The organism is Micromonospora sp. NPDC049051 (genome assembly GCF_043197575.1).
Taxonomy (GTDB): Bacteria; Actinomycetota; Actinomycetes; order Mycobacteriales; family Micromonosporaceae; genus Micromonospora.
The window spans coordinates 534,022-551,330 of record NZ_JBICTL010000005.1; the positions used below are offsets into that span (position 1 = coordinate 534,022).

Sequence of the window (17,309 nt, forward strand, 5' to 3'; positions counted from 1 at the left end):
ATGTTCCTCATCAGTGGTGGCCGCCGGGCCGCCCTCGGCGTCACCGGCGCCGCGCTGCTGGCCCTCTCGCTGGCCGGCTGCGGCGAGAAGGAGAGCACCGAGCAGCCCGGCGCCGGCCCCAGCGTCACCGCCGCCGCCGACTCGGCGCTGGCCGCGAAGGTGCCCGACGCCATCAAGGCCGACGGCGTGATCAAGGTCGGCACCGACTCGACGTACGCCCCGGCGGAGTTCCTCGACGCCGACGGCAAGACGGTCGTCGGCTTCGACATCGAGCTGTTCAACGCGGTCGCGCAGAAGCTCGGCCTCAAGGCCGAGTACGAGTCGGCGCCGTTCGACGCGATCCTGCCGGGCGTCGACTCGGGCAAGTACGAGGTCGGCGTCTCGTCGTTCACCATCAACGCCGAGCGGATGAAGACCGTCAACATGGTCAGCTACTTCTCCGCCGGCACCCAGTGGGCGACCAAGTCGGGCAACCCGGCCAAGGTCGACCCGAACGACGCCTGCGGCAAGAAGATCGCCGTGCAGGTCGGCACCGTGCAGCTCGACGACATCACCGCCCGGTCGAAGAAGTGCACCGACGCCGGCAAGCCGGCGATCACCATCGACCAGTACCAGGCGCAGAGCGACGCCACCGCCGCCGTGGTCAGCGGCAAGGACGACGCCATGCTGGCCGACTCCCCGGTCGGCGCGTACGCGGTGAAGCAGAGCAGCGGCCAGCTGGAGCTGCTCGGCGACATCTACGAGTCGGCCCCGTACGGCTACGCGGTGAAGAAGGACCAGGCCGCGTTCGCCGAGGTGCTCAAGGAGGCCGTCGCGGCGGTCATCGCCGACGGCACGTACGAGGGCGCGCTCAAGAAGTGGGGCGTCGAGGGCGGTGCCATCACGACCCCGGCGCTGAACCCGACCAGCTGACCATGTCGGTCAAAACTGACACACCCGAACGGGCACGGCCGGAACCCATCCGCGCCGTGCCCGTGCGGCATCCCGGGCGGTGGGTCGCCGTCGGCGTGATCGGGGTGCTGGTGGCCATGTTCGTGCACCTGCTGGTGACGAACAAGGCGTTCAACTGGTCGTTCATGATCGACGAGATGTTCCGTCCGCCGATCATCGAGGGGGTACGCGGCAGCATCGCGCTGCTGGTGACCGCCATGGTGATCGGCATCGGGCTGGGCATCGTCATCGCCATCATGCGGCTGTCGGAGAACCCGGTCCTGCGTGGCGTCGCCTGGGCGTACACCTGGTTCTTCCGGGCGGTGCCCCGGCTGGTGCTGGCGATCCTCTTCGGCAACCTGGGCATCCTCTGGGCGCGCATCGAGTTCGGGCTGCCCTTCGACCGGCAGATCGGCGCCCTGTTCGGGGTCGACGACTTCGAGGCGCGGCTGTTCGGCTTCTCCGCGGTGGACATCCTCACCGGGTTCGTCGCCGGCATGCTGGCGCTGGGCCTGTCCGAGGCCGCCTACATGGCGGAGATCGTCCGGGCCGGCATCCAGTCGGTCGACGAGGGCCAGACCGAGGCCGCCCAGGCGCTGGGCATGCGGCGGGGGCAGATCCTGCGCCGCATCGTGCTGCCGCAGGCCATGCGGGTGATCGTTCCGCCGACCGGCAACGAGACCATCGCCATGCTCAAGGACACCTCGCTGGTGGCCTTCGTGCCGGTCTCGATGGAGCTGTTCTTCCAGCTCAGAGCCGTCGGCAGCCGGACCTTCCAGGTCTTCCCGATGCTGGTCGCGGCGACCATCTGGTACCTGCTGCTGACCAGCGTCCTGCTGGTCGGGCAGTACTACCTGGAGCGGCACTTCTCCAAGGGCGTCGGGCGCAGCGGCCGGGCGAAGACGAGGCTGCGGGCGATCACGGCGGAGAGCGGCGGCACGACCGGGAAGGTGGACGGCGCATGACCGAGCTGACGGTGCCGGCACCGGCTGACAAGGCGGTGCAGCCCGGGCTGATGGTCCGGGCCGAGCAGGCGCACAAGTCGTTCGGGTCGATCGAGGTGCTCAAGGGCATCGACCTGGAGGTCCGCAGCGGCGAGGTGTGCTGCCTGCTGGGCCCTTCCGGCTCCGGCAAGTCGACGTTCCTGCGCTGCATCAACCACCTGGAGAAGATCAACGCAGGCCGGATCTGGGTGGACGGCGACCTGATCGGCTACCGCGAGCGCGGCGGCAAGCTGCACGAGATGCGGGAGTCCGACGTCGCCGCCCAGCGGCGGGCGATCGGCATGGTGTTCCAGCGGTTCAACCTCTTCCCGCACATGACGGCCCTGGAGAACGTCGTCGAGGCGCCCGTGCTGCTGGGCCGGGAGAAGAAGTCCGCCGCCCGGGAACGGGCCGCCGCGCTGCTGGAGCGGGTGGGGCTGGGCGACAAGCTCGGCAACTACCCCAGCCAGCTCTCCGGCGGGCAGCAGCAGCGGGTGGCGATCGCCCGGGCGTTGGCGATGCGGCCGAAGCTGATGCTCTTCGACGAGCCCACCAGCGCGCTCGACCCCGAGCTGGTCGGCGAGGTGCTCGACGTGATGAAGGACCTGGCCCGCGACGGCATGACGATGATCGTGGTCACCCACGAGATCGGCTTCGCCCGCGAGGTCGGCGACTCGCTGGTCTTCATGGACGGTGGCGTCGTGGTCGAGTCCGGCGTGCCCCGCGAGGTGATCGCCAACCCCCGGCACGAGCGGACGAAGGCGTTCCTGGCCAAGGTGCTCTGAGGCGGGCGGCCGGCGCGGTCCCCGCCCGGGCCGCGCCGGCAGCCGTACCGGTGACGTCCGCGCCGGCCGCCGTCCGTGCCGGTGTCGTCAGTCGCGGTCGCGTCCGTGCCGACGAGCCGTCGTGACCGTGCCCGTGCCGGCAACGTCCGGGTCGGCCGCGCCCGTGCCGGTGTCCCGGAGTGTCGGAGCGGGCGGCTAGAGTCGCTGCCGTGACAGCTACGACGCCGCGCCTGCTCCTCGTCGACGGACATTCCATGGCATACCGGGCGTTCTTCGCCCTGCCGGTGGAGAACTTCTCCACCACGACGGGGCAGCCGACCAACGCCGTCTACGGCTTCACGTCCATGCTGATCAACGTGCTGCGCGACGAGCAGCCGACGCACATCGTGGTCGCCTTCGACGTCTCCCGCCGCTCCTTCCGCACGGAGAAGTACGCGGAGTACAAGGCCGGCCGCAGCGAGACCCCGACCGACTTCAAGGGCCAGGTCAGCCTGGTCAAGGAGGTCCTCGCCGCCCTGCGCATCCCGGTGGTGGAGAAGGAGGGCTACGAGGCCGACGACATCATCGCGACCCTCGCCTGCCAGGCCCGCGACCAGGGCATGTCGGTGCTGATCAGCACCGGCGACCGGGACGCCTTCCAGCTCGTCGGCGAGAACGTCACCGTGCTCTACCCGCGCAAGGGCGTCTCCGACCTGGCCCGGATGGACCCGGCGGCGATCGAGGCGAAGTACGGCGTCACCCCGCAGCGCTACCGCGACCTGGCCGCCCTGGTCGGCGAGACCAGCGACAACCTGCCCGGCGTCCCGGGGGTCGGCCCGAAGACCGCCGCGAAGTGGATCAACCTCTACGGCGGGGTCGACGGCGTCGTCGCCCGCGCCGACGAGATCAAGGGCAAGGCCGGCGACAGCCTGCGCGAGCGGCTCGCCGACGTGATCCGCAACTACGAGATCAACTGCCTCGTCTCCGACCTGGAGCTGCCGCTGCGCCCCGAGGACACGCGCTGGGAGGGGTGGGACCGCGAGGCCGTCCACCAGGTCTTCGACACCCTCGAGTTCCGGATCCTGCGCGACCGGCTCTACCAGTACCTGGAGGCGGTGGAGCCGGAGGCCGAGTCCGGGTTCGACCTGACCGGCGAGGTGCTCACCGCGCCCGGCTCGCTCGCCGGCTGGCTGGAGACGCACGCGTCCGCCGGCACCCCGGTGGGCGTGGCGGCGAAGCTCGACACGGGTCCCAACCGCCGGCACACCGCCTCGGTGACCGGGCTGGCGCTGGCCACCGCCGACGGCGCCGGGGCCTGGTTCGACCCCGCCACCCTGGAGGCGACCGACGAGGCGGCCCTGGCGGCCTGGCTGGCCGACGCCGGGCGGCCCAAGGTGCTGCACGACAGCAAGCCGGCGGTGCTGGCGTTCGCCGCGCACGGCTGGAGCCTGGAGGGCATCCTCCGCGACACCCAGATCGCCGCCTACCTGGCCCGCCCCGACCAGCGCTCCTACGACCTGACCGACCTGGCCCTGCGCTACCTGCACCGCGAGCTGCGGGTCGACGCGCCGGAGACCGGCCAGCTCACCCTGGAGGGGCTCGGCAACGACGGCGAGGCGGAGCAGAACCTCATGCTCCAGGCCCGGGCCACCCTCGACCTGGCCGACGCGATCGACGCCGAGCTGTCCCGCGACGGCGAGCAGTCGACGCGGCTGATGGCCGGGGTGGAGCTGCCGCTGATGCGGGTGCTCGCCGGCATGGAGCGCACCGGCATCGCCGCCGACACCCACTACCTCTCCGAGTTGGAGGCGCACTTCGCCGCCGAGGTGAAGGCCGCCGCCCAGGGCGCGTACGCGGCGGTCGGCCGGGAGTTCAACCTCGGTTCGCCGAAGCAGTTGCAGGAGATCCTCTTCGGCGAGCTGGGCCTGCCCAAGACCAAGAAGATCAAGACCGGCTACACCACCGACGCCGACGCCCTCCAGTGGCTGTACGCGCAGAACCCGCACCCCGTGCTGGCGCACCTGCTGCGTCACCGGGACGTGGCGAAGCTCAAGACGACCGTCGACGGGCTGCTCAAGTCGGTCTCCGACGACGGCCGCATCCACACCACCTTCAACCAGACGGTGGCGGCCACCGGCCGGCTCTCCTCCACCGAGCCCAACCTGCAGAACATCCCGATCCGCACCGAGGAGGGCCGCCGCATCCGCCGCGCCTTCGTGGTGGGGGAGGGCTACGACTGCCTGCTCACCGCCGACTACAGCCAGATCGAGATGCGGATCATGGCGCACCTGTCGTCGGACGACGCGCTCATCGAGGCGTTCAACTCCGGCGCCGACTTCCACGCCGCCACGGCGTCGTCGGTCTTCGGGGTGCCGGTCGGCGAGGTCACCGCCGACCAGCGGCGCAAGATCAAGGCGATGAACTACGGCCTGGCGTACGGGCTGAGCGCGTTCGGCCTCTCCCAGCAGCTCGGGATCACCGCCGAGGAGGCGCGCGGGCTGATGGAGGACTACTTCGCCGGATTCGGCGGGGTACGCGACTACCTCCAGGAGGTCGTCGCCCGGGCCCGGCACGACGGCTACACCTCGACCATCCTGGGCCGCCGGCGTTACCTGCCCGACCTGGTCAGCGACAACCGGCAGCGCCGGGAGATGGCCGAGCGGATGGCGCTCAACGCCCCCATCCAGGGCTCGGCGGCCGACATCATCAAGGTCGCCATGCTGCACGTCGACACCGCCCTGCGCGAGGCGGGCCTGCGCTCACGGATGCTGTTGCAGGTGCACGACGAACTGGTCTTCGAGGTCGCCCCGGGCGAGCGGGAGAGCCTGGAGGCGCTGGTGCGCCGCGAGATGGGCGCGGCGCACCCGCTCTCGGTGCCGCTGGAGGTCTCCGTGGGCGAGGGGCGCGACTGGAACAGCGCCGACCACTGACGCGCGCGTCATCGCCACGGGCCGGCGCACGGCAGTCGCCGCCGGCGGCTCACCGTCCCGGCCCGCGGCGCTCCTTCGGCGGGGCGCCGTGCCGTTGCAGGGCCTGGCGGGACCGGCCGCCGGGGGCCGGCAGCGGGGCCTTCAGGGGGTCGTGGCCCCAGTTCATCAGCGACCAGCGCCACTTCGTGTCGCGGACGTCGCCCGAGGGGCGCTGCGCCATGTGCCGGCGTACGTAGCCGACGACCTTGCGCATGTGCTTGTAGTCGCCCTCGGAGAGCTCGCCGCGCTTGCGGCGCAGCAGGTTGATGATCTTCCGGCCGGACTCGTGCCCGACCGACTCGCCGCCCCCGGTGCCCTTCTTCCGCCAGCCGACGTGCTTCGACTCGTCGGTCTCCAGCCACTTCGACAGCTCGCCCGGCTTCATGTTCACGGCCTCGGTGAACTCCCGGTAGGTGTCCCGGTCCTCGTCATCCCTCTTCACGGCGTAGCACCTCCGGTCGGTGCGCGACGTCCCGTCCCGAGTCGTCGTTGCGGATGCGGTACTGCGGGGCGTCCGGGGACGCGTTCACGGCGTGCCCGCGCACGTGCGTCCGTTCGGTGATCTTCTCCCGCACCACGCCGTACGCCCGGCCGCTGTGGCTGGCCCAGGAGACGTGGTCGCCCTTGCGGAACTCGTTCTGCTCGGCCATGCCGGGCGGTTACCCGGGGTCGCCGGTCGGAAACGACTCAGCGACTCGGCGCGACCCGCCGGTCGTGGCGGGCGGCGCACCGGTCAGGCGGGCTTCTCCGCGACGAAGATGGCGGTGCCGGGGAAGAGGCGGCCGCGCAGCGGGCTCCACTGCCCCCAGATCTCCTCGTGCCCCTCGGGCCACTCCGGCTCCACCAGGTCGACCAGGCGGAACCCGGCGCCCACGATCTCCCGGACCCGGTCGCCGACCGTGCGGTGCTGCTCGACGTAGGTGGCCTCACCGGCCTCGTCCTGTTCCACGTAGGGGGAGCGGTCGAAGTACGAGTGCACGGCGGTCAGCCCGCCCGGGCCGGGGTCGTCGAGGAAGATCCATCGCATCGGGTGGGTCACCGAGAAGACCCACCGGCCGCCGGGGCGCAGCACCCGGAACACCTCGCGCATGACCGCCGCCGAGTCGGCCACGAACGGGATCGCGCCGAACGCCGTGCAGGCCGTGTCGAAGGCGGCGTCGGCGAAGGGCAGCGCCAGCGCGTCGGCCTGCACGAGCGGCACGCGTACGCCGGTGCGGGCGGCCGCCTGCGCCGCGTGCCGCAGCATCCCGGCGGACAGGTCGAGGGCGACGGGCCGGGCGTCGCGGGTGGCGAGCCAGCGCGCGGCGGCGGCGGCCCCGCAGCCCAGCTCCAGCACCCGCCGCCCGGCCAGGTCGCCCAGCAGCCGTACGTCGGCCTCCCGCACGCCCTCGGGGCACCAGACGAAGTCCAGGTCGCCGAGGAAACGGCCGTGCTCGGCCTGGTAGTCGTCGGCGTCGGCGTCCCACCAACGGCGGTTCGCCCGGCGGGCCTCGGCGTCGCCCACCCGGCGCCGGGTCACCCGGCTGTCGTCATCCACCCGCCCACGCTAGCCCGGTCGTGCCCCGGGCCGGCCGACCCCCGGGGTGCGGCGCGCGGCGTGCGGCGCTACGGTTTCCCCCTGATGCTCCTGTGACGGAGGCGACACCTGAGACGGCTTCCTGGTGATATCTCCGCTTTCTCGGCCCACGAGGTGCCGAGAGAGCGGGAGGCCTTGCACGCTGTGGTAATGCAGCGGGTAGGCTAGACGGTGCGTCCGCGGATCGTGTGCCTCGGCAGGGAGCAGGTGCGCGGTCTCCGGGACCACTGGCGGAGCCACATCCATGATCTCACGCGATGATCTCTTCGGTGTGCCCGGCGACGGATCCGCTGGCGCGAACAGGTCACCGCGACACACCAGCCTGCTGTGACACACCATCCGACCGGAGCAACCGCCCACATGACGAGCAGCATCGAGGCCCCCTCGAGCGCCACCCGGGTCACCCACGACGATCTCGGTTCCGAGGAGGCTTTCCTCGCCGCGATCGACGAGACCATCAAGTACTTCAACGACGGCGACATTGTCGAAGGCACCGTCGTCAAGGTCGATCGGGACGAGGTCCTGCTCGACATCGGCTACAAGACCGAGGGTGTCATCCCCTCTCGGGAGTTGTCGATCAAGCACGACGTGGACCCGGCCGAGGTCGTTTCGGTTGGTGACCACATCGAGGCCCTGGTCCTCCAGAAGGAGGACAAGGAGGGGCGTCTGATCCTCTCCAAGAAGCGGGCGCAGTACGAGCGGGCCTGGGGCACCATCGAGAAGATCAAGGACGAGGACGGCGTCGTCCGCGGCTCGGTCATCGAGGTGGTCAAGGGTGGCCTCATCCTCGACATCGGGCTGCGCGGCTTCCTGCCCGCCTCCCTGGTCGAGATGCGTCGGGTGCGTGACCTGCAGCCGTACGTCGGCCGCGAGCTCGAGGCCAAGATCATCGAGCTGGACAAGAACCGCAACAACGTGGTCCTGTCCCGCCGGGCCTGGCTGGAGCAGACGCAGTCCGAGGTGCGCACCGAGTTCCTCAACAAGCTGCAGAAGGGCCAGGTCCGCAAGGGCGTCGTGTCCTCGATCGTCAACTTCGGCGCGTTCGTCGACCTGGGCGGCGTGGACGGCCTGGTGCACGTCTCCGAGCTGTCCTGGAAGCACATCGACCACCCGTCCGAGGTCGTCGAGGTGGGCCAGGAGGTCGAGGTCGAGGTCCTGGACGTCGACCTGGACCGCGAGCGGGTCTCGCTGTCGCTGAAGGCGACGCAGGAGGACCCGTGGCGGCAGTTCGCCCGCACCCACGCGATCCAGCAGATCGTGCCGGGTAAGGTCACCAAGCTGGTGCCGTTCGGCGCCTTCGTCCGGGTGGACGACGGCATCGAGGGCCTGGTCCACATCTCCGAGCTGGCCGAGCGCCACGTGGAGATCCCGGAGCAGGTCGTCCAGGTCGGCTCCGAGGTCATGGTCAAGGTCATCGACATCGACCTGGAGCGCCGCCGGATCTCGCTGTCGCTCAAGCAGGCCAACGAGGGCTTCGTCGAGGGCGAGGAGCACTTCGACCCGACCCTCTACGGCATGGCCGCGACGTACGACGCCGAGGGCAACTACATCTACCCGGAGGGCTTCGACCCGGAGACGGGCGAGTGGCTCGAGGGGTACGACAAGCAGCGCGAGACCTGGGAGAACCAGTACGCCGAGGCGCGTCAGCGCTGGGAGGCCCACACCAAGCAGGTGCAGACCTCCCGGGCCGCCGACGCCGAGGCCGCTGCCAACCCGGCTCCGGCCGTCACCGGTGGTGGCACCACCACCTCGACCAGCGCGGCCCCGAGCCGCCAGGCCGAGGAGCCGGCCGGCACCCTGGCCACCGACGAGGCGCTCGCCGCTCTGCGGGAGAAGCTCGCCGGCGGCAAGTGACCCGCTGAACGACGACGGGCCCCGTCCCCGCGATCGCGAGATCGCCGGGGGCGGGGCCCGCCGCTTTCCTGGGCTGCGAGGCTCGCCTTCCCAGTCGCGCGATGCGTCGGCGACCGGCGGCGCGAGGCTCGCGTTCCTAGGCGCGCGATGCGTCGGCGACCGGCTGCCTCAGGATGGTGCGTCGCCGCTCGGGTGCGACCCTGCGGAAGTCGCTGAGGTAGATCTCGTGGTGCCGGCCGACCATCCGCAGCCCGTTGCCCGGCACGAACTCGTGGTGCAGCCGCGCCAGCACCCCGGCTTCGTCGTCGAACGAACCGACGTGCAGCGTCTGCACGCACCGCCCCTCCGAGAGCGTCTCCAGTCGGATGTCGTCGAGACGCGGCGGGCGGTTGCGGGCGCCGGCCTGCGTCACGGCGGCGGTGAACGTGTCCCGGCCGACCCAGTCCGGCACCATGATCATCAACGTCCAGTGCCACCGTGACTTGTCGCGTCCGGTGGTGAAGGAGTCCATCTCGTCGGCCCACCACAGGCCCTCCAGGGGCGGCACGACGTAGTCGCGCCCCAACTCGTTCCTGCTGGCGAACTTCATCTTGTAGGCCACCGGGTAGAGGGTCTCGACGGCCTCGGTGAACGTCGGTGAGGTGTTCGGATCGCCGTGGCCGTCGATCATCAGGTACTGCGTGTCGGGCAGTTCCACGATCCGGAACCGGTCCCGTTCGGCCCGGTAGGCGTCGAGGGACTTCTTGAAGTCAGTCTTCTGGGTCATCGGGCACCTGGGCTCGGGCGGCGAGCCACTGCCTTTCCGCCTCTAAAAGGCTCAGTGCGTACGAGAACACCTCGCGCGCCGCTCGCGGGAGGGGGCCCTGCGCCTGCTGGGCCGCCCGGACCGACCCGATGCGCTCCTCGACCCGCGCGAGCCGGGTGCGCAGCGCCGTCGCGTACTCGCGGTCGGAGAGCAGCGGCAGGTTGGCGATGCCGACGAGGAGCGGGTGCCGGACCGGCTGCGGTTGCGTGATGAGGGCCAGCGCCGTACGCGCCGCGACCTCCCGGCCCTCGGCGGTGGCGTGGAAGACGCGGCGGGACTTCGCGGCGGCGGGCGCCTCGGGGACGTGGACGAGACCCCGCTTCTCCAGCTTGCCGAGCAGGTAGTAGATCGAGGAGAGCCCGACGTCGGACCACTGCCGGATGCCGCGTTGCTCGATCACCTGCTCCAGGTCGTAGCCGTGCCGGGCGCGCTCGACGAGCAGGCCCAGCACGGTCAACTCGGCGGGGGTCAGCTCCACGCCGCTATTCTAGTGCTGGAATAGGGTGTGCGGCGGAGGCCGGGCGAGGTGCCCCGGTGCCGGCGGCTCGGGGATGATCCGGTTGACTGGTGCCGTGCTGAAGGTGGGACTGACCGGGGGAATCGGATCGGGCAAGAGCGCCGTGGCGAGGCGGCTTGTCGAGCGCGGTGCGGTGGTGATCGACTCCGACCGCATCGCCCGGGAGGTCGTCGCGCCGGGCACCGAGGGGCTCGCCGAGATCGTCGCGGCCTTCTCCGACCGGGTCCTCGACGCCACGGGCGCCCTCGACCGGGCGGCGCTGGGCGCGCTGGTGTTCGCCGACGAGACGGCGCGCCGCCGGCTGGAGGCGATCACCCATCCCCGCGTACGGGCCCGCTCCGCGGAGTTGGCCGCCGCGGCGGGGCCCGACGCCATCGTGGTCAACGACGTACCGCTGCTGGTGGAGGTGGGGCTCGCGGCCACGTACCACCTGGTGGTCGTGGTGCAGACGGAGGTGGCCACCCGGTTGGCGCGGCTGGAGCGCGACCGGGGGATGGCCCGCGCGGAGGCCGAGCGGCGGATCGCCGTCCAGGCCGACGACGCCCGGCGCCGGGCCGCGGCGGACGTGGTGTTGACCAACGACGGCAGCCTCGCCGACCTGCACGCGGCGGTCGACGCGTTGTGGGACGAGCGGCTGCGGCCCTACGAGGCGAACCTGCGCGAGCGGCGGGCGGTCCCGTCGGGCCGCGTCGTGCTGGCGGAGGCCGACCCGACCTGGCCGCAGCAGTACGCGCGGCTGGCCGCCCGGATCCGGCACGCGCTCGCCCCCGCCGACCCGCGCCTCGACCATATCGGCTCGACCGCGGTTCCCGGGCTCGCCGCCAAGGACGTGATCGACATCCAGCTCACCGTCCCGACGCTCGCCGACGCGGACGGGCCGCTGGCCGACCGGCTCGCGGCGGCGGGGTTCCCGCGCCTGCCCGGCGAGTGGTGGGACAAGCCGCGCCCGCCCGGCAGCGGCCGGTGGGAGAAGCGGCTGCACGGCAGCGCCGACCCGGGCCGACCCGTGCACCTGCACGTCCGCCCGGCCGACTCGCCCGGCTGGCGGTACGCGCTGCTGATGCGCGATCACCTGCGTGCCGACCCGGACCAGCGGTCCGCCTACCTGGCGCTGAAGCGGGAGCTGGCCGCCTCCGCCCCGGACAGCGCCACCTGGACCACCGCGAAGGACCCGTGGTTCGACGAGGAGCACCTGCGCGCCGAGCAGTGGGCGGCGCAGACGGGCTGGCGGCCCTGACCGGTCAGCGGCCGCGCGCCGGGGCGAGCCGGGGCACCGTGGCGGGGGTCAGGTCGAGCTGGGCCCAGGCGCCGACGCGGGTACGCAGCTCCAGGCGGCGCAGCGCGCCGGACCGGTCGATCCAGTAGCGCAGCGGCCCCCGGGGCGTGCGCAGCTCGATCACGTCGACGGCCTTGCCGGCGGTGGTGTCGCCGCGTACCCGCCGGGCGGCGTCGCGCCCGTCGGGCGATCTGGCGGCCCGTAACGCGGCATCGAGCAGCAGGCCCAGCTCGCCCGCGTGCCCCGCGTCGGCGCGCCAGCCCCGGGCGGGCGGCGGCAGCGGCGGCCGGCCGGGCGACTCCACGCCGCCCGGGACCGTCGCGGCCGGCACCTCCGCGCGGCTCACGCCGCTGCCGTCCAGCCGCAGCAGCGTCCGGCGCTCCGGCACGCCGAGGTCGGCGACGGCCACGTAGGCCGCCCGCCCGGTCCAGCTCACCCAGCCGGACCCGCGCAGGTTCGTGGCGGTGCCGACGGGCGCGGTCAGGGTCACGGCGGCGCCGCCACGGGCGCGCAGCCGGGCGGGCAGCCGGTCCAGCCGGCCCCGTTCGGGGGCGGTCAGGGCCCGGGGCTGCCCGGCCCGCCCGCCGAGGGCGTCGACGGGCCGCAGCGCGGGCCGGTCGGCCCGATTCAGCTGTACGGTCACCGGCCCGAGGCCGGCCAGCCGGGTCTCCAGCCGGTGCAGCCGGGCGTCCCGGTCGAGCCAGTAGCGCGGGCGCGCGTCCGGTGGCGTGCCGGGGCCGGGCGGCGGCGCCTCCAGGATGTCGACCGGTGCCGCCCCGACCGTCGCGCCACCGACCCGTCGCGCGGCGTCGGCCGCCGGGTCGGGGCGATCCGCGGCGAGGCGGAAGATCAGGTCCAGCACGGCGGCCAGCCCCTGCCCGGAGGCCGGGTCGTGCAGCCGCCAGCGATCCGCCGGCGGCACCAGCGGCGGCGGCGCGGGCGTCGGCACGGCCGCGGGGTCGGGACGCAGCAGGACGATTGCCGGGGTGGCCTGGAGCAGCCCGCGCTCGCCGCCCGCGCCGGGCCCGCCGACGTCGAGGTAGAGCAGCGGCCGGGACCAGTCGACCCAGCCGACCAGCTCGGTACGCGCCGCGCCGCTGCCCGCCGTCACCCGTACGCCGGCCCGCAGGTCGCGGTAGTTGGTGACCCGCATCGCGGCGAGCCGGTCGCGTTCGTCGCCGGTCAGCGCCCTCGCCTGCTCGGGCCGGTCGGGCTGCCAGCTCAGCAGCCCCAGGACCAGCGCGGCGGCGGAGAGCACGGCCACGGCCGCGAGCACCAGCAGGACGGTACGCCGGCGGCCGTCCACCACCCGTGGAACGCCCCCGGTGTGGGCGTCGTCGTGCGGTGGCGTGCCGGGCGGTGGGTGTGTCGGGCCGGGACGGGCGGTCCGGGCGGCGGAGGTCTCCACGGGAGGTTGAACGGGATTCACCCCCGTGGGGTGACGAGCAGGGGCGCTCGCGGCGGCCGGTCAGCGCCTCACGCGCGACCACGTCGGGTGCGCACGCCGGGCGTGCCGGGTGCTGCGACCTCTGTGCCGGGGGCGCGCCGGCCCTCACGGCCTGGCCACCTGCCCGGTCGGCCGCCGCGAGCGGCCTACACGGAGAGGGTAGTCCGGTGAGATGCGCCACACAATGCGAATATTGAAGCCGATCACGGACCGGGCGTAGTCGCGTCGGGCTGTCGGACCTTCGGCGTACCGTGGTGGTCATGGCGCTCGACATTCCCCGGCTCGACGGCCGCTTCCAGGTCATCAGCGAGTTTCAGCCGGCCGGCGACCAGCCGGCGGCCATCGACGACCTGGAGCGTCGGGTCCGTCGCGGTGACCGCAACACGGTGCTGCTCGGCGCGACCGGCACCGGCAAGAGCGCCACCACCGCGTGGCTGATCGAGCGGTTACAGCGGCCGACGCTGGTGCTCGCGCCCAACAAGACGCTCTGCGCGCAGCTGGCCAAGGAGTTCAGCGAGCTGCTGCCGCACAACGCCGTCGAATACTTCGTCTCCTACTACGACTACTACCAGCCCGAGGCCTACATCCCGCAGACCGACACCTACATCGAGAAGGACTCCTCGATCAACGAGGAGGTCGAGCGGCTGCGGCACTCGGCGACCATGTCGCTGCTCACCCGCCGCGACGTGATCGTGGTGGCCACCGTCTCGGCGATCTACGGGCTGGGCACCCCGGAGGAATACCTCGACCGCGCGGTGCGGGTCGCGGTCGGGCAGGAGCTGGACCGCGACCAGTTGCTGCGCCGGCTGGTCGACATCCAGTACACGCGCAACGACATGGCCTTCAACCGGGGCACCTTCCGCGTCCGGGGCGACACGCTGGAGATCATCCCGGCCTACGAGGAGCTGGCCGTGCGGATCGAGCTCTTCGGCGACGAGGTGGAGAAGCTCTACTACCTCAACCCGCTCACCGGCGACGTGGTCAAGGAGGTCGACCACCTGCTGATCTTCCCGGCCACCCACTACGCGGCCGGGCCGGAGCGGATGGAGCGGGCGATCCGCGACATCGAGGCCGAGCTGGGCGAGCGGCTGGCCGAGCTGGAGCGGCAGGGCAAGCTGCTGGAGGCGCAGCGGCTGCGGATGCGCACCACCTACGACATCGAGATGATGCGCCAGGTCGGGTTCTGCTCCGGTATCGAGAACTACTCGATGCACATCGACGGCCGGCTGCCGGGCAGCCCGCCGCACTGCCTGCTCGACTACTTCCCCGACGACTTCCTGACCGTCGTCGACGAGTCGCACGTGACGATCCCGCAGATCGGCGGCATGTACGAGGGCGACGCGTCCCGCAAGCGGATGCTGATCGACCACGGCTTCCGGCTGCCCAGCGCCGCCGACAACCGGCCGCTGCGCTTCGACGAGTTCCTGGAGCGGGTCGGGCAGATGGTCTTCCTCTCCGCCACGCCGGGCCCGTGGGAGCTGGAGCAGGCCCAGGGCGAGTTCGTCGAGCAGGTGATCCGCCCCACCGGCCTGGTCGACCCGGAGGTCGTCGTCAAGCCCACCAAGGGCCAGATCGACGACCTCATGCACGAGATCAAGCTGCGCACCGAGCGCGACGAGCGGGTGCTGGTCACCACGCTGACCAAGAAGATGGCCGAGGACCTGTCCGACTATCTGCTGGAGAACGGCATCCGGGTGCGTTACCTGCACTCCGAGGTCGACACGCTGCGCCGGGTGGAGCTGCTGCGGGAGCTGCGCAAGGGCGACTACGACGTGCTGGTCGGCATCAACCTGCTGCGGGAGGGTCTCGACCTGCCGGAGGTGTCGCTGGTCGCCATCCTCGACGCCGACAAGGAGGGCTTCCTGCGCAGCGGCCGGTCGCTGATCCAGACGATCGGCCGGGCGGCGCGCAACGTCTCCGGTCAGGTGCACATGTACGCCGACAAGATCACTCCTTCGATGGCCGAGGCGATCGAGGAGACCAACCGGCGGCGCGACAAGCAGATCGCGCACAACGAGGCGCACGGCATCAGCCCCGAGCCGCTGCGCAAGAAGATCCACGACATCCTCGACGACATCTACCGCGAGGCGGAGGACACCGAGAACAGCCGGGTCGGCGGTGCGGTGCGGCAGCTCTCCCGGGGCAAGGCGCCGGTGAAGGAGACCCGCAGCCGCAGCCGGGCCGGCGGGGCCGCGCCCGCGCGGGAGGGGATGGCCCGCGCCGAGCTGGCCCAGCTCATCCAGGAGCTCAACGACCAGATGCTGGCCGCGGCCCGGGAGCTTCAGTTCGAGCTGGCCGCCCGGATCCGCGACGAGGTCGCCGACCTCAAGAAGGAGCTGCGCGGCATGGACGCGGCCGGGGTGAAGTGATCGCCGAGCAGCCCAGTTGCGTTCTGCGAGCGGGCTATTGCGCTCAGTGATCGTCCTGCGTAGTCTCCCTCGGTGGGGAGGCTGGGGATGCCGTTGCCAACGAGTCCGGTCATTCGTCGCGCCCGGCTGGGCGCCGAGCTGCGTCAGCTACGACGGCGGGAGACCCTGACCCTGGAGCAGGTCTGTGACCGGCTGGGTTGGGCCTCCACCTCGAAGCTGTCCCGTATCGAGCTGGGGCAGAGCCGGCCGGACCTGGCCGACGTGCTCGACCTGCTCGACGTCTATGAGGTGTCGCCGCCGCAGCGCGACGCGCTCATCGTCATCGCCCGCGACGCCGCCACCAGCAGGGGCTGGTGGAAGGCGCTGGGGGAGATGGGCGAGCGGCAGCGCACCTACGCCGAGCTGGAGGCCGGCGCGGCGAGCATCGTGGACTGGCAGCCCGCCGTCGTGCCGGGGCTGCTCCAGACCCCGGCGTACGCCCGGCTGCGGATCGCCGCCGGCCGGCTGCTCGACCAGGCCCTCGACGTGGACGCCGACGTGCGCGCCCGGGCAGTGCGGCACGAGGTGCTGCGGCGGACGGACCCGCCCCGCTACACGGCGCTGCTCGCCGAGGCGGCCTGCGAACCCGGCGACGACATCCCGCCGCAGGTCTGGCGGGAGCAGTTGCGGCACCTGGTCGACCTGGCCGCCCTGCCGCACGTGACGATCCGGCTGCTGCCCCGGGGCACCGCCGCGCGGGGTGGTGCGCAGCCGCTCACGCCGTACTCCTGCTATTCGTTCCCCGACCCGGCCGATCCGCGCACCGTGATGCTGGAGGCGCTGACCACCGACGTGCGTCTGGTCACGGCGGCCGACGTCGACCGCTACGAGCAGCTGACGGGCTGGCTGTTGGACGCGGCCCTCGGTCCGGAGGAGACGATCGAGGCGCTGAACCGCCTCGCCGCAGGCTGAGCCGGATCACCGGTGGCGGCGGAAGCCGCCCTCCGAGTCGATCACCTGGCCCGTGATCCAGTCGGCGTCGGAGGAACAGAGGAACCGCACCAGCCGGGCGGCGTCCTGCGGGGTGCCCCAGCGTCCGCTCGGGAAGAGCTTCGCGACCTCGGCGTACGCCTCGGGGGAGGCGTATCCGGTGTCCGTCGGGCCGGGGTGGACGCAGTTCACGGTGATGCCCCGAGGCATCAGCAGCGGCGAGAGCTGGAAGGTCGCGTTCTCCACCGCCGCCTTGCTGACCGCGTAGGCGAGGGTCTGCGGCATCGGGCCGAGACGCTGGCCGGTGGAGAAGAGCACCAACCGGCCGCCCTCGCCGGCGGTGAAGGCCTCGGCGAACGCCTCGGCGAGCAGCAGCGTGGCCCGCACGTTGACCAGCAGATGCCGGTCGATCTCGGCCGCGTCCAGCGCGCCGAACGGGGTGTCGGTGCAGTAGGCGTGCACGGCGACCACCGCGTCGAGCCGGCCGTGCCGGCGCATCGCCTCGCCGACCAGGTCGGCGGGTGCCGTCGGGTCGAGCAGGTCGGCGCGGACGTGAGCGGCACCGCCGCCCAGCTCGCTCAGCAGCGCCGGCACGCCCTCGGGGTCACCGCCGTAGGGCTGGGCGTCGTCGAACTCCGGCAGACCGGTGAGCAGCAGCTGCCAGCCGTCCGAGGCGAGGGTGCGGGCGACCGCCGCGCCGATGCCGATGCGCCGACTCACGCCCGTCACGAGGGCCACCCGTTGCGTCATGGGGCCAGTCAACCGGGCCCCGTGCCCGGGGGCCAGCGGTTATCGCCGCGCGGCAGCCGGGCCCGGCGCCCCCGAGCCCGTCGGGACCGGCGGCCGACGC

General features: G+C 72.4%; 15 protein-coding genes. 8 read left to right on the top strand and 7 right to left on the bottom strand.

Annotation, left to right across the window (positions count from 1 at the left end; translation table 11 throughout):
* From ACGFIR_RS23640 to polA, 4 genes are all read left to right on the top strand, one after another.
* Nucleotides 1-912: an ABC transporter substrate-binding protein gene (locus ACGFIR_RS23640; RefSeq protein ID WP_393002384.1), complete on the top strand. Its 912-nt coding sequence runs from the start codon at nucleotides 1-3 to the stop codon at nucleotides 910-912.
* A gap of 2 nt (nucleotides 913-914) precedes the next feature.
* Complete coding sequence (locus ACGFIR_RS23645; RefSeq protein ID WP_393002386.1) at nucleotides 915-1,895, top strand: amino acid ABC transporter permease; 981 nt, start codon at nucleotides 915-917, stop codon at nucleotides 1,893-1,895.
* Between the two features lie 50 nt (nucleotides 1,896-1,945).
* The gene (locus ACGFIR_RS23650; RefSeq protein ID WP_393002927.1) at nucleotides 1,946-2,698 is read left to right on the top strand and encodes an amino acid ABC transporter ATP-binding protein; all 753 of its coding nucleotides are present in this window, start codon (nucleotides 1,946-1,948) and stop codon (nucleotides 2,696-2,698) included.
* Between the two features lie 209 nt (nucleotides 2,699-2,907).
* Nucleotides 2,908-5,607, top strand: coding sequence for a DNA polymerase I (gene polA / locus ACGFIR_RS23655; protein ID WP_393147156.1), 2,700 nt, complete (start codon nucleotides 2,908-2,910; stop codon nucleotides 5,605-5,607).
* Between the two features lie 49 nt (nucleotides 5,608-5,656).
* Here the strand turns inward: polA and ACGFIR_RS23660 are convergent, their stop codons facing one another.
* From ACGFIR_RS23660 to ACGFIR_RS23670, 3 genes are all read right to left on the bottom strand, one after another.
* Nucleotides 5,657-6,088 (bottom strand): DUF3140 domain-containing protein, encoded by a 432-nt coding sequence (locus ACGFIR_RS23660; RefSeq protein WP_393002390.1) that lies wholly within the window; start codon nucleotides 6,086-6,088, stop codon nucleotides 5,657-5,659.
* A complete protein-coding gene (locus ACGFIR_RS23665) occupies nucleotides 6,075-6,296 on the bottom strand; it encodes a DUF2945 domain-containing protein (protein WP_393002392.1) in 222 nt (73 codons plus the stop codon). The genes ACGFIR_RS23660 and ACGFIR_RS23665 overlap by 14 nt, the downstream gene beginning before the upstream one ends.
* Nucleotides 6,297-6,379: 83 nt before the next feature.
* Nucleotides 6,380-7,183 carry a class I SAM-dependent methyltransferase gene (locus tag ACGFIR_RS23670; RefSeq protein WP_393002394.1) on the bottom strand — a complete coding sequence of 268 codons (804 nt, stop codon included), beginning with the start codon at nucleotides 7,181-7,183 and terminating at the stop codon, nucleotides 6,380-6,382.
* 399 nt (nucleotides 7,184-7,582) lie between these two features.
* On the opposite strand from ACGFIR_RS23670, the gene rpsA reads away from it, so the two are divergent.
* Nucleotides 7,583-9,076 (top strand): 30S ribosomal protein S1, encoded by a 1,494-nt coding sequence (gene rpsA, locus ACGFIR_RS23675; RefSeq protein WP_334561457.1) that lies wholly within the window; start codon nucleotides 7,583-7,585, stop codon nucleotides 9,074-9,076.
* A gap of 136 nt (nucleotides 9,077-9,212) precedes the next feature.
* Here the strand turns inward: rpsA and ACGFIR_RS23680 are convergent, their stop codons facing one another.
* Together ACGFIR_RS23680 and ACGFIR_RS23685 are read right to left on the bottom strand one after the other, a co-directional pair.
* The gene (locus ACGFIR_RS23680; RefSeq protein WP_393147158.1) at nucleotides 9,213-9,842 is read right to left on the bottom strand and encodes a GyrI-like domain-containing protein; all 630 of its coding nucleotides are present in this window, start codon (nucleotides 9,840-9,842) and stop codon (nucleotides 9,213-9,215) included.
* The gene (locus ACGFIR_RS23685) at nucleotides 9,826-10,359 is read right to left on the bottom strand and encodes a PadR family transcriptional regulator (protein WP_393147160.1); all 534 of its coding nucleotides are present in this window, start codon (nucleotides 10,357-10,359) and stop codon (nucleotides 9,826-9,828) included. Before ACGFIR_RS23685 ends, ACGFIR_RS23680 begins: the two co-directional genes overlap by 17 nt.
* Nucleotides 10,360-10,453: 94 nt before the next feature.
* On the opposite strand from ACGFIR_RS23685, the gene coaE reads away from it, so the two are divergent.
* The gene (gene coaE / locus ACGFIR_RS23690) at nucleotides 10,454-11,635 is read left to right on the top strand and encodes a dephospho-CoA kinase (RefSeq protein ID WP_393147162.1); all 1,182 of its coding nucleotides are present in this window, start codon (nucleotides 10,454-10,456) and stop codon (nucleotides 11,633-11,635) included.
* Between the two features lie 4 nt (nucleotides 11,636-11,639).
* Here the strand turns inward: coaE and ACGFIR_RS23695 are convergent, their stop codons facing one another.
* Nucleotides 11,640-13,082, bottom strand: coding sequence for a hypothetical protein (locus ACGFIR_RS23695; protein WP_393147164.1), 1,443 nt, complete (start codon nucleotides 13,080-13,082; stop codon nucleotides 11,640-11,642).
* Nucleotides 13,083-13,381: 299 nt separating this feature from the next.
* Between ACGFIR_RS23695 and uvrB the strand changes: the two genes are divergently transcribed.
* Complete coding sequence (gene uvrB / locus ACGFIR_RS23700; RefSeq protein WP_393147166.1) at nucleotides 13,382-15,490, top strand: excinuclease ABC subunit UvrB; 2,109 nt, start codon at nucleotides 13,382-13,384, stop codon at nucleotides 15,488-15,490.
* Between the two features lie 87 nt (nucleotides 15,491-15,577).
* On the top strand, nucleotides 15,578-16,441 hold the full coding sequence (locus ACGFIR_RS23705) for a helix-turn-helix domain-containing protein (RefSeq protein ID WP_393147168.1): 864 nt from the start codon (nucleotides 15,578-15,580) through the stop codon (nucleotides 16,439-16,441).
* Between the two features lie 6 nt (nucleotides 16,442-16,447).
* Here ACGFIR_RS23705 and ACGFIR_RS23710 read toward each other — a convergent pair whose 3' ends face one another.
* Nucleotides 16,448-17,209, bottom strand: coding sequence for an SDR family oxidoreductase (locus tag ACGFIR_RS23710; RefSeq protein WP_393147170.1), 762 nt, complete (start codon nucleotides 17,207-17,209; stop codon nucleotides 16,448-16,450).
* Nucleotides 17,210-17,309 lie beyond the last annotated feature (100 nt).

Coding starts and splice junctions, on each gene's coding strand:
- ACGFIR_RS23640 (WP_393002384.1), top strand. CDS start 1: ATGTTCCTCATCAGTGGTGGCCGCCGGGCCGCCCTCGGCGTCACCGGC.
- ACGFIR_RS23645 (WP_393002386.1), top strand. CDS start 915: ATGTCGGTCAAAACTGACACACCCGAACGGGCACGGCCGGAACCCATC.
- ACGFIR_RS23650 (WP_393002927.1), top strand. CDS start 1,946: ATGGTCCGGGCCGAGCAGGCGCACAAGTCGTTCGGGTCGATCGAGGTG.
- ACGFIR_RS23665 (WP_393002392.1), bottom strand. CDS start 6,296: ATGGCCGAGCAGAACGAGTTCCGCAAGGGCGACCACGTCTCCTGGGCC.
- rpsA (WP_334561457.1), top strand. CDS start 7,583: ATGACGAGCAGCATCGAGGCCCCCTCGAGCGCCACCCGGGTCACCCAC.
- ACGFIR_RS23680 (WP_393147158.1), bottom strand. CDS start 9,842: ATGACCCAGAAGACTGACTTCAAGAAGTCCCTCGACGCCTACCGGGCC.
- uvrB (WP_393147166.1), top strand. CDS start 13,382: ATGGCGCTCGACATTCCCCGGCTCGACGGCCGCTTCCAGGTCATCAGC.
- ACGFIR_RS23705 (WP_393147168.1), top strand. CDS start 15,578: ATGCCGTTGCCAACGAGTCCGGTCATTCGTCGCGCCCGGCTGGGCGCC.
- ACGFIR_RS23710 (WP_393147170.1), bottom strand. CDS start 17,209: ATGACGCAACGGGTGGCCCTCGTGACGGGCGTGAGTCGGCGCATCGGC.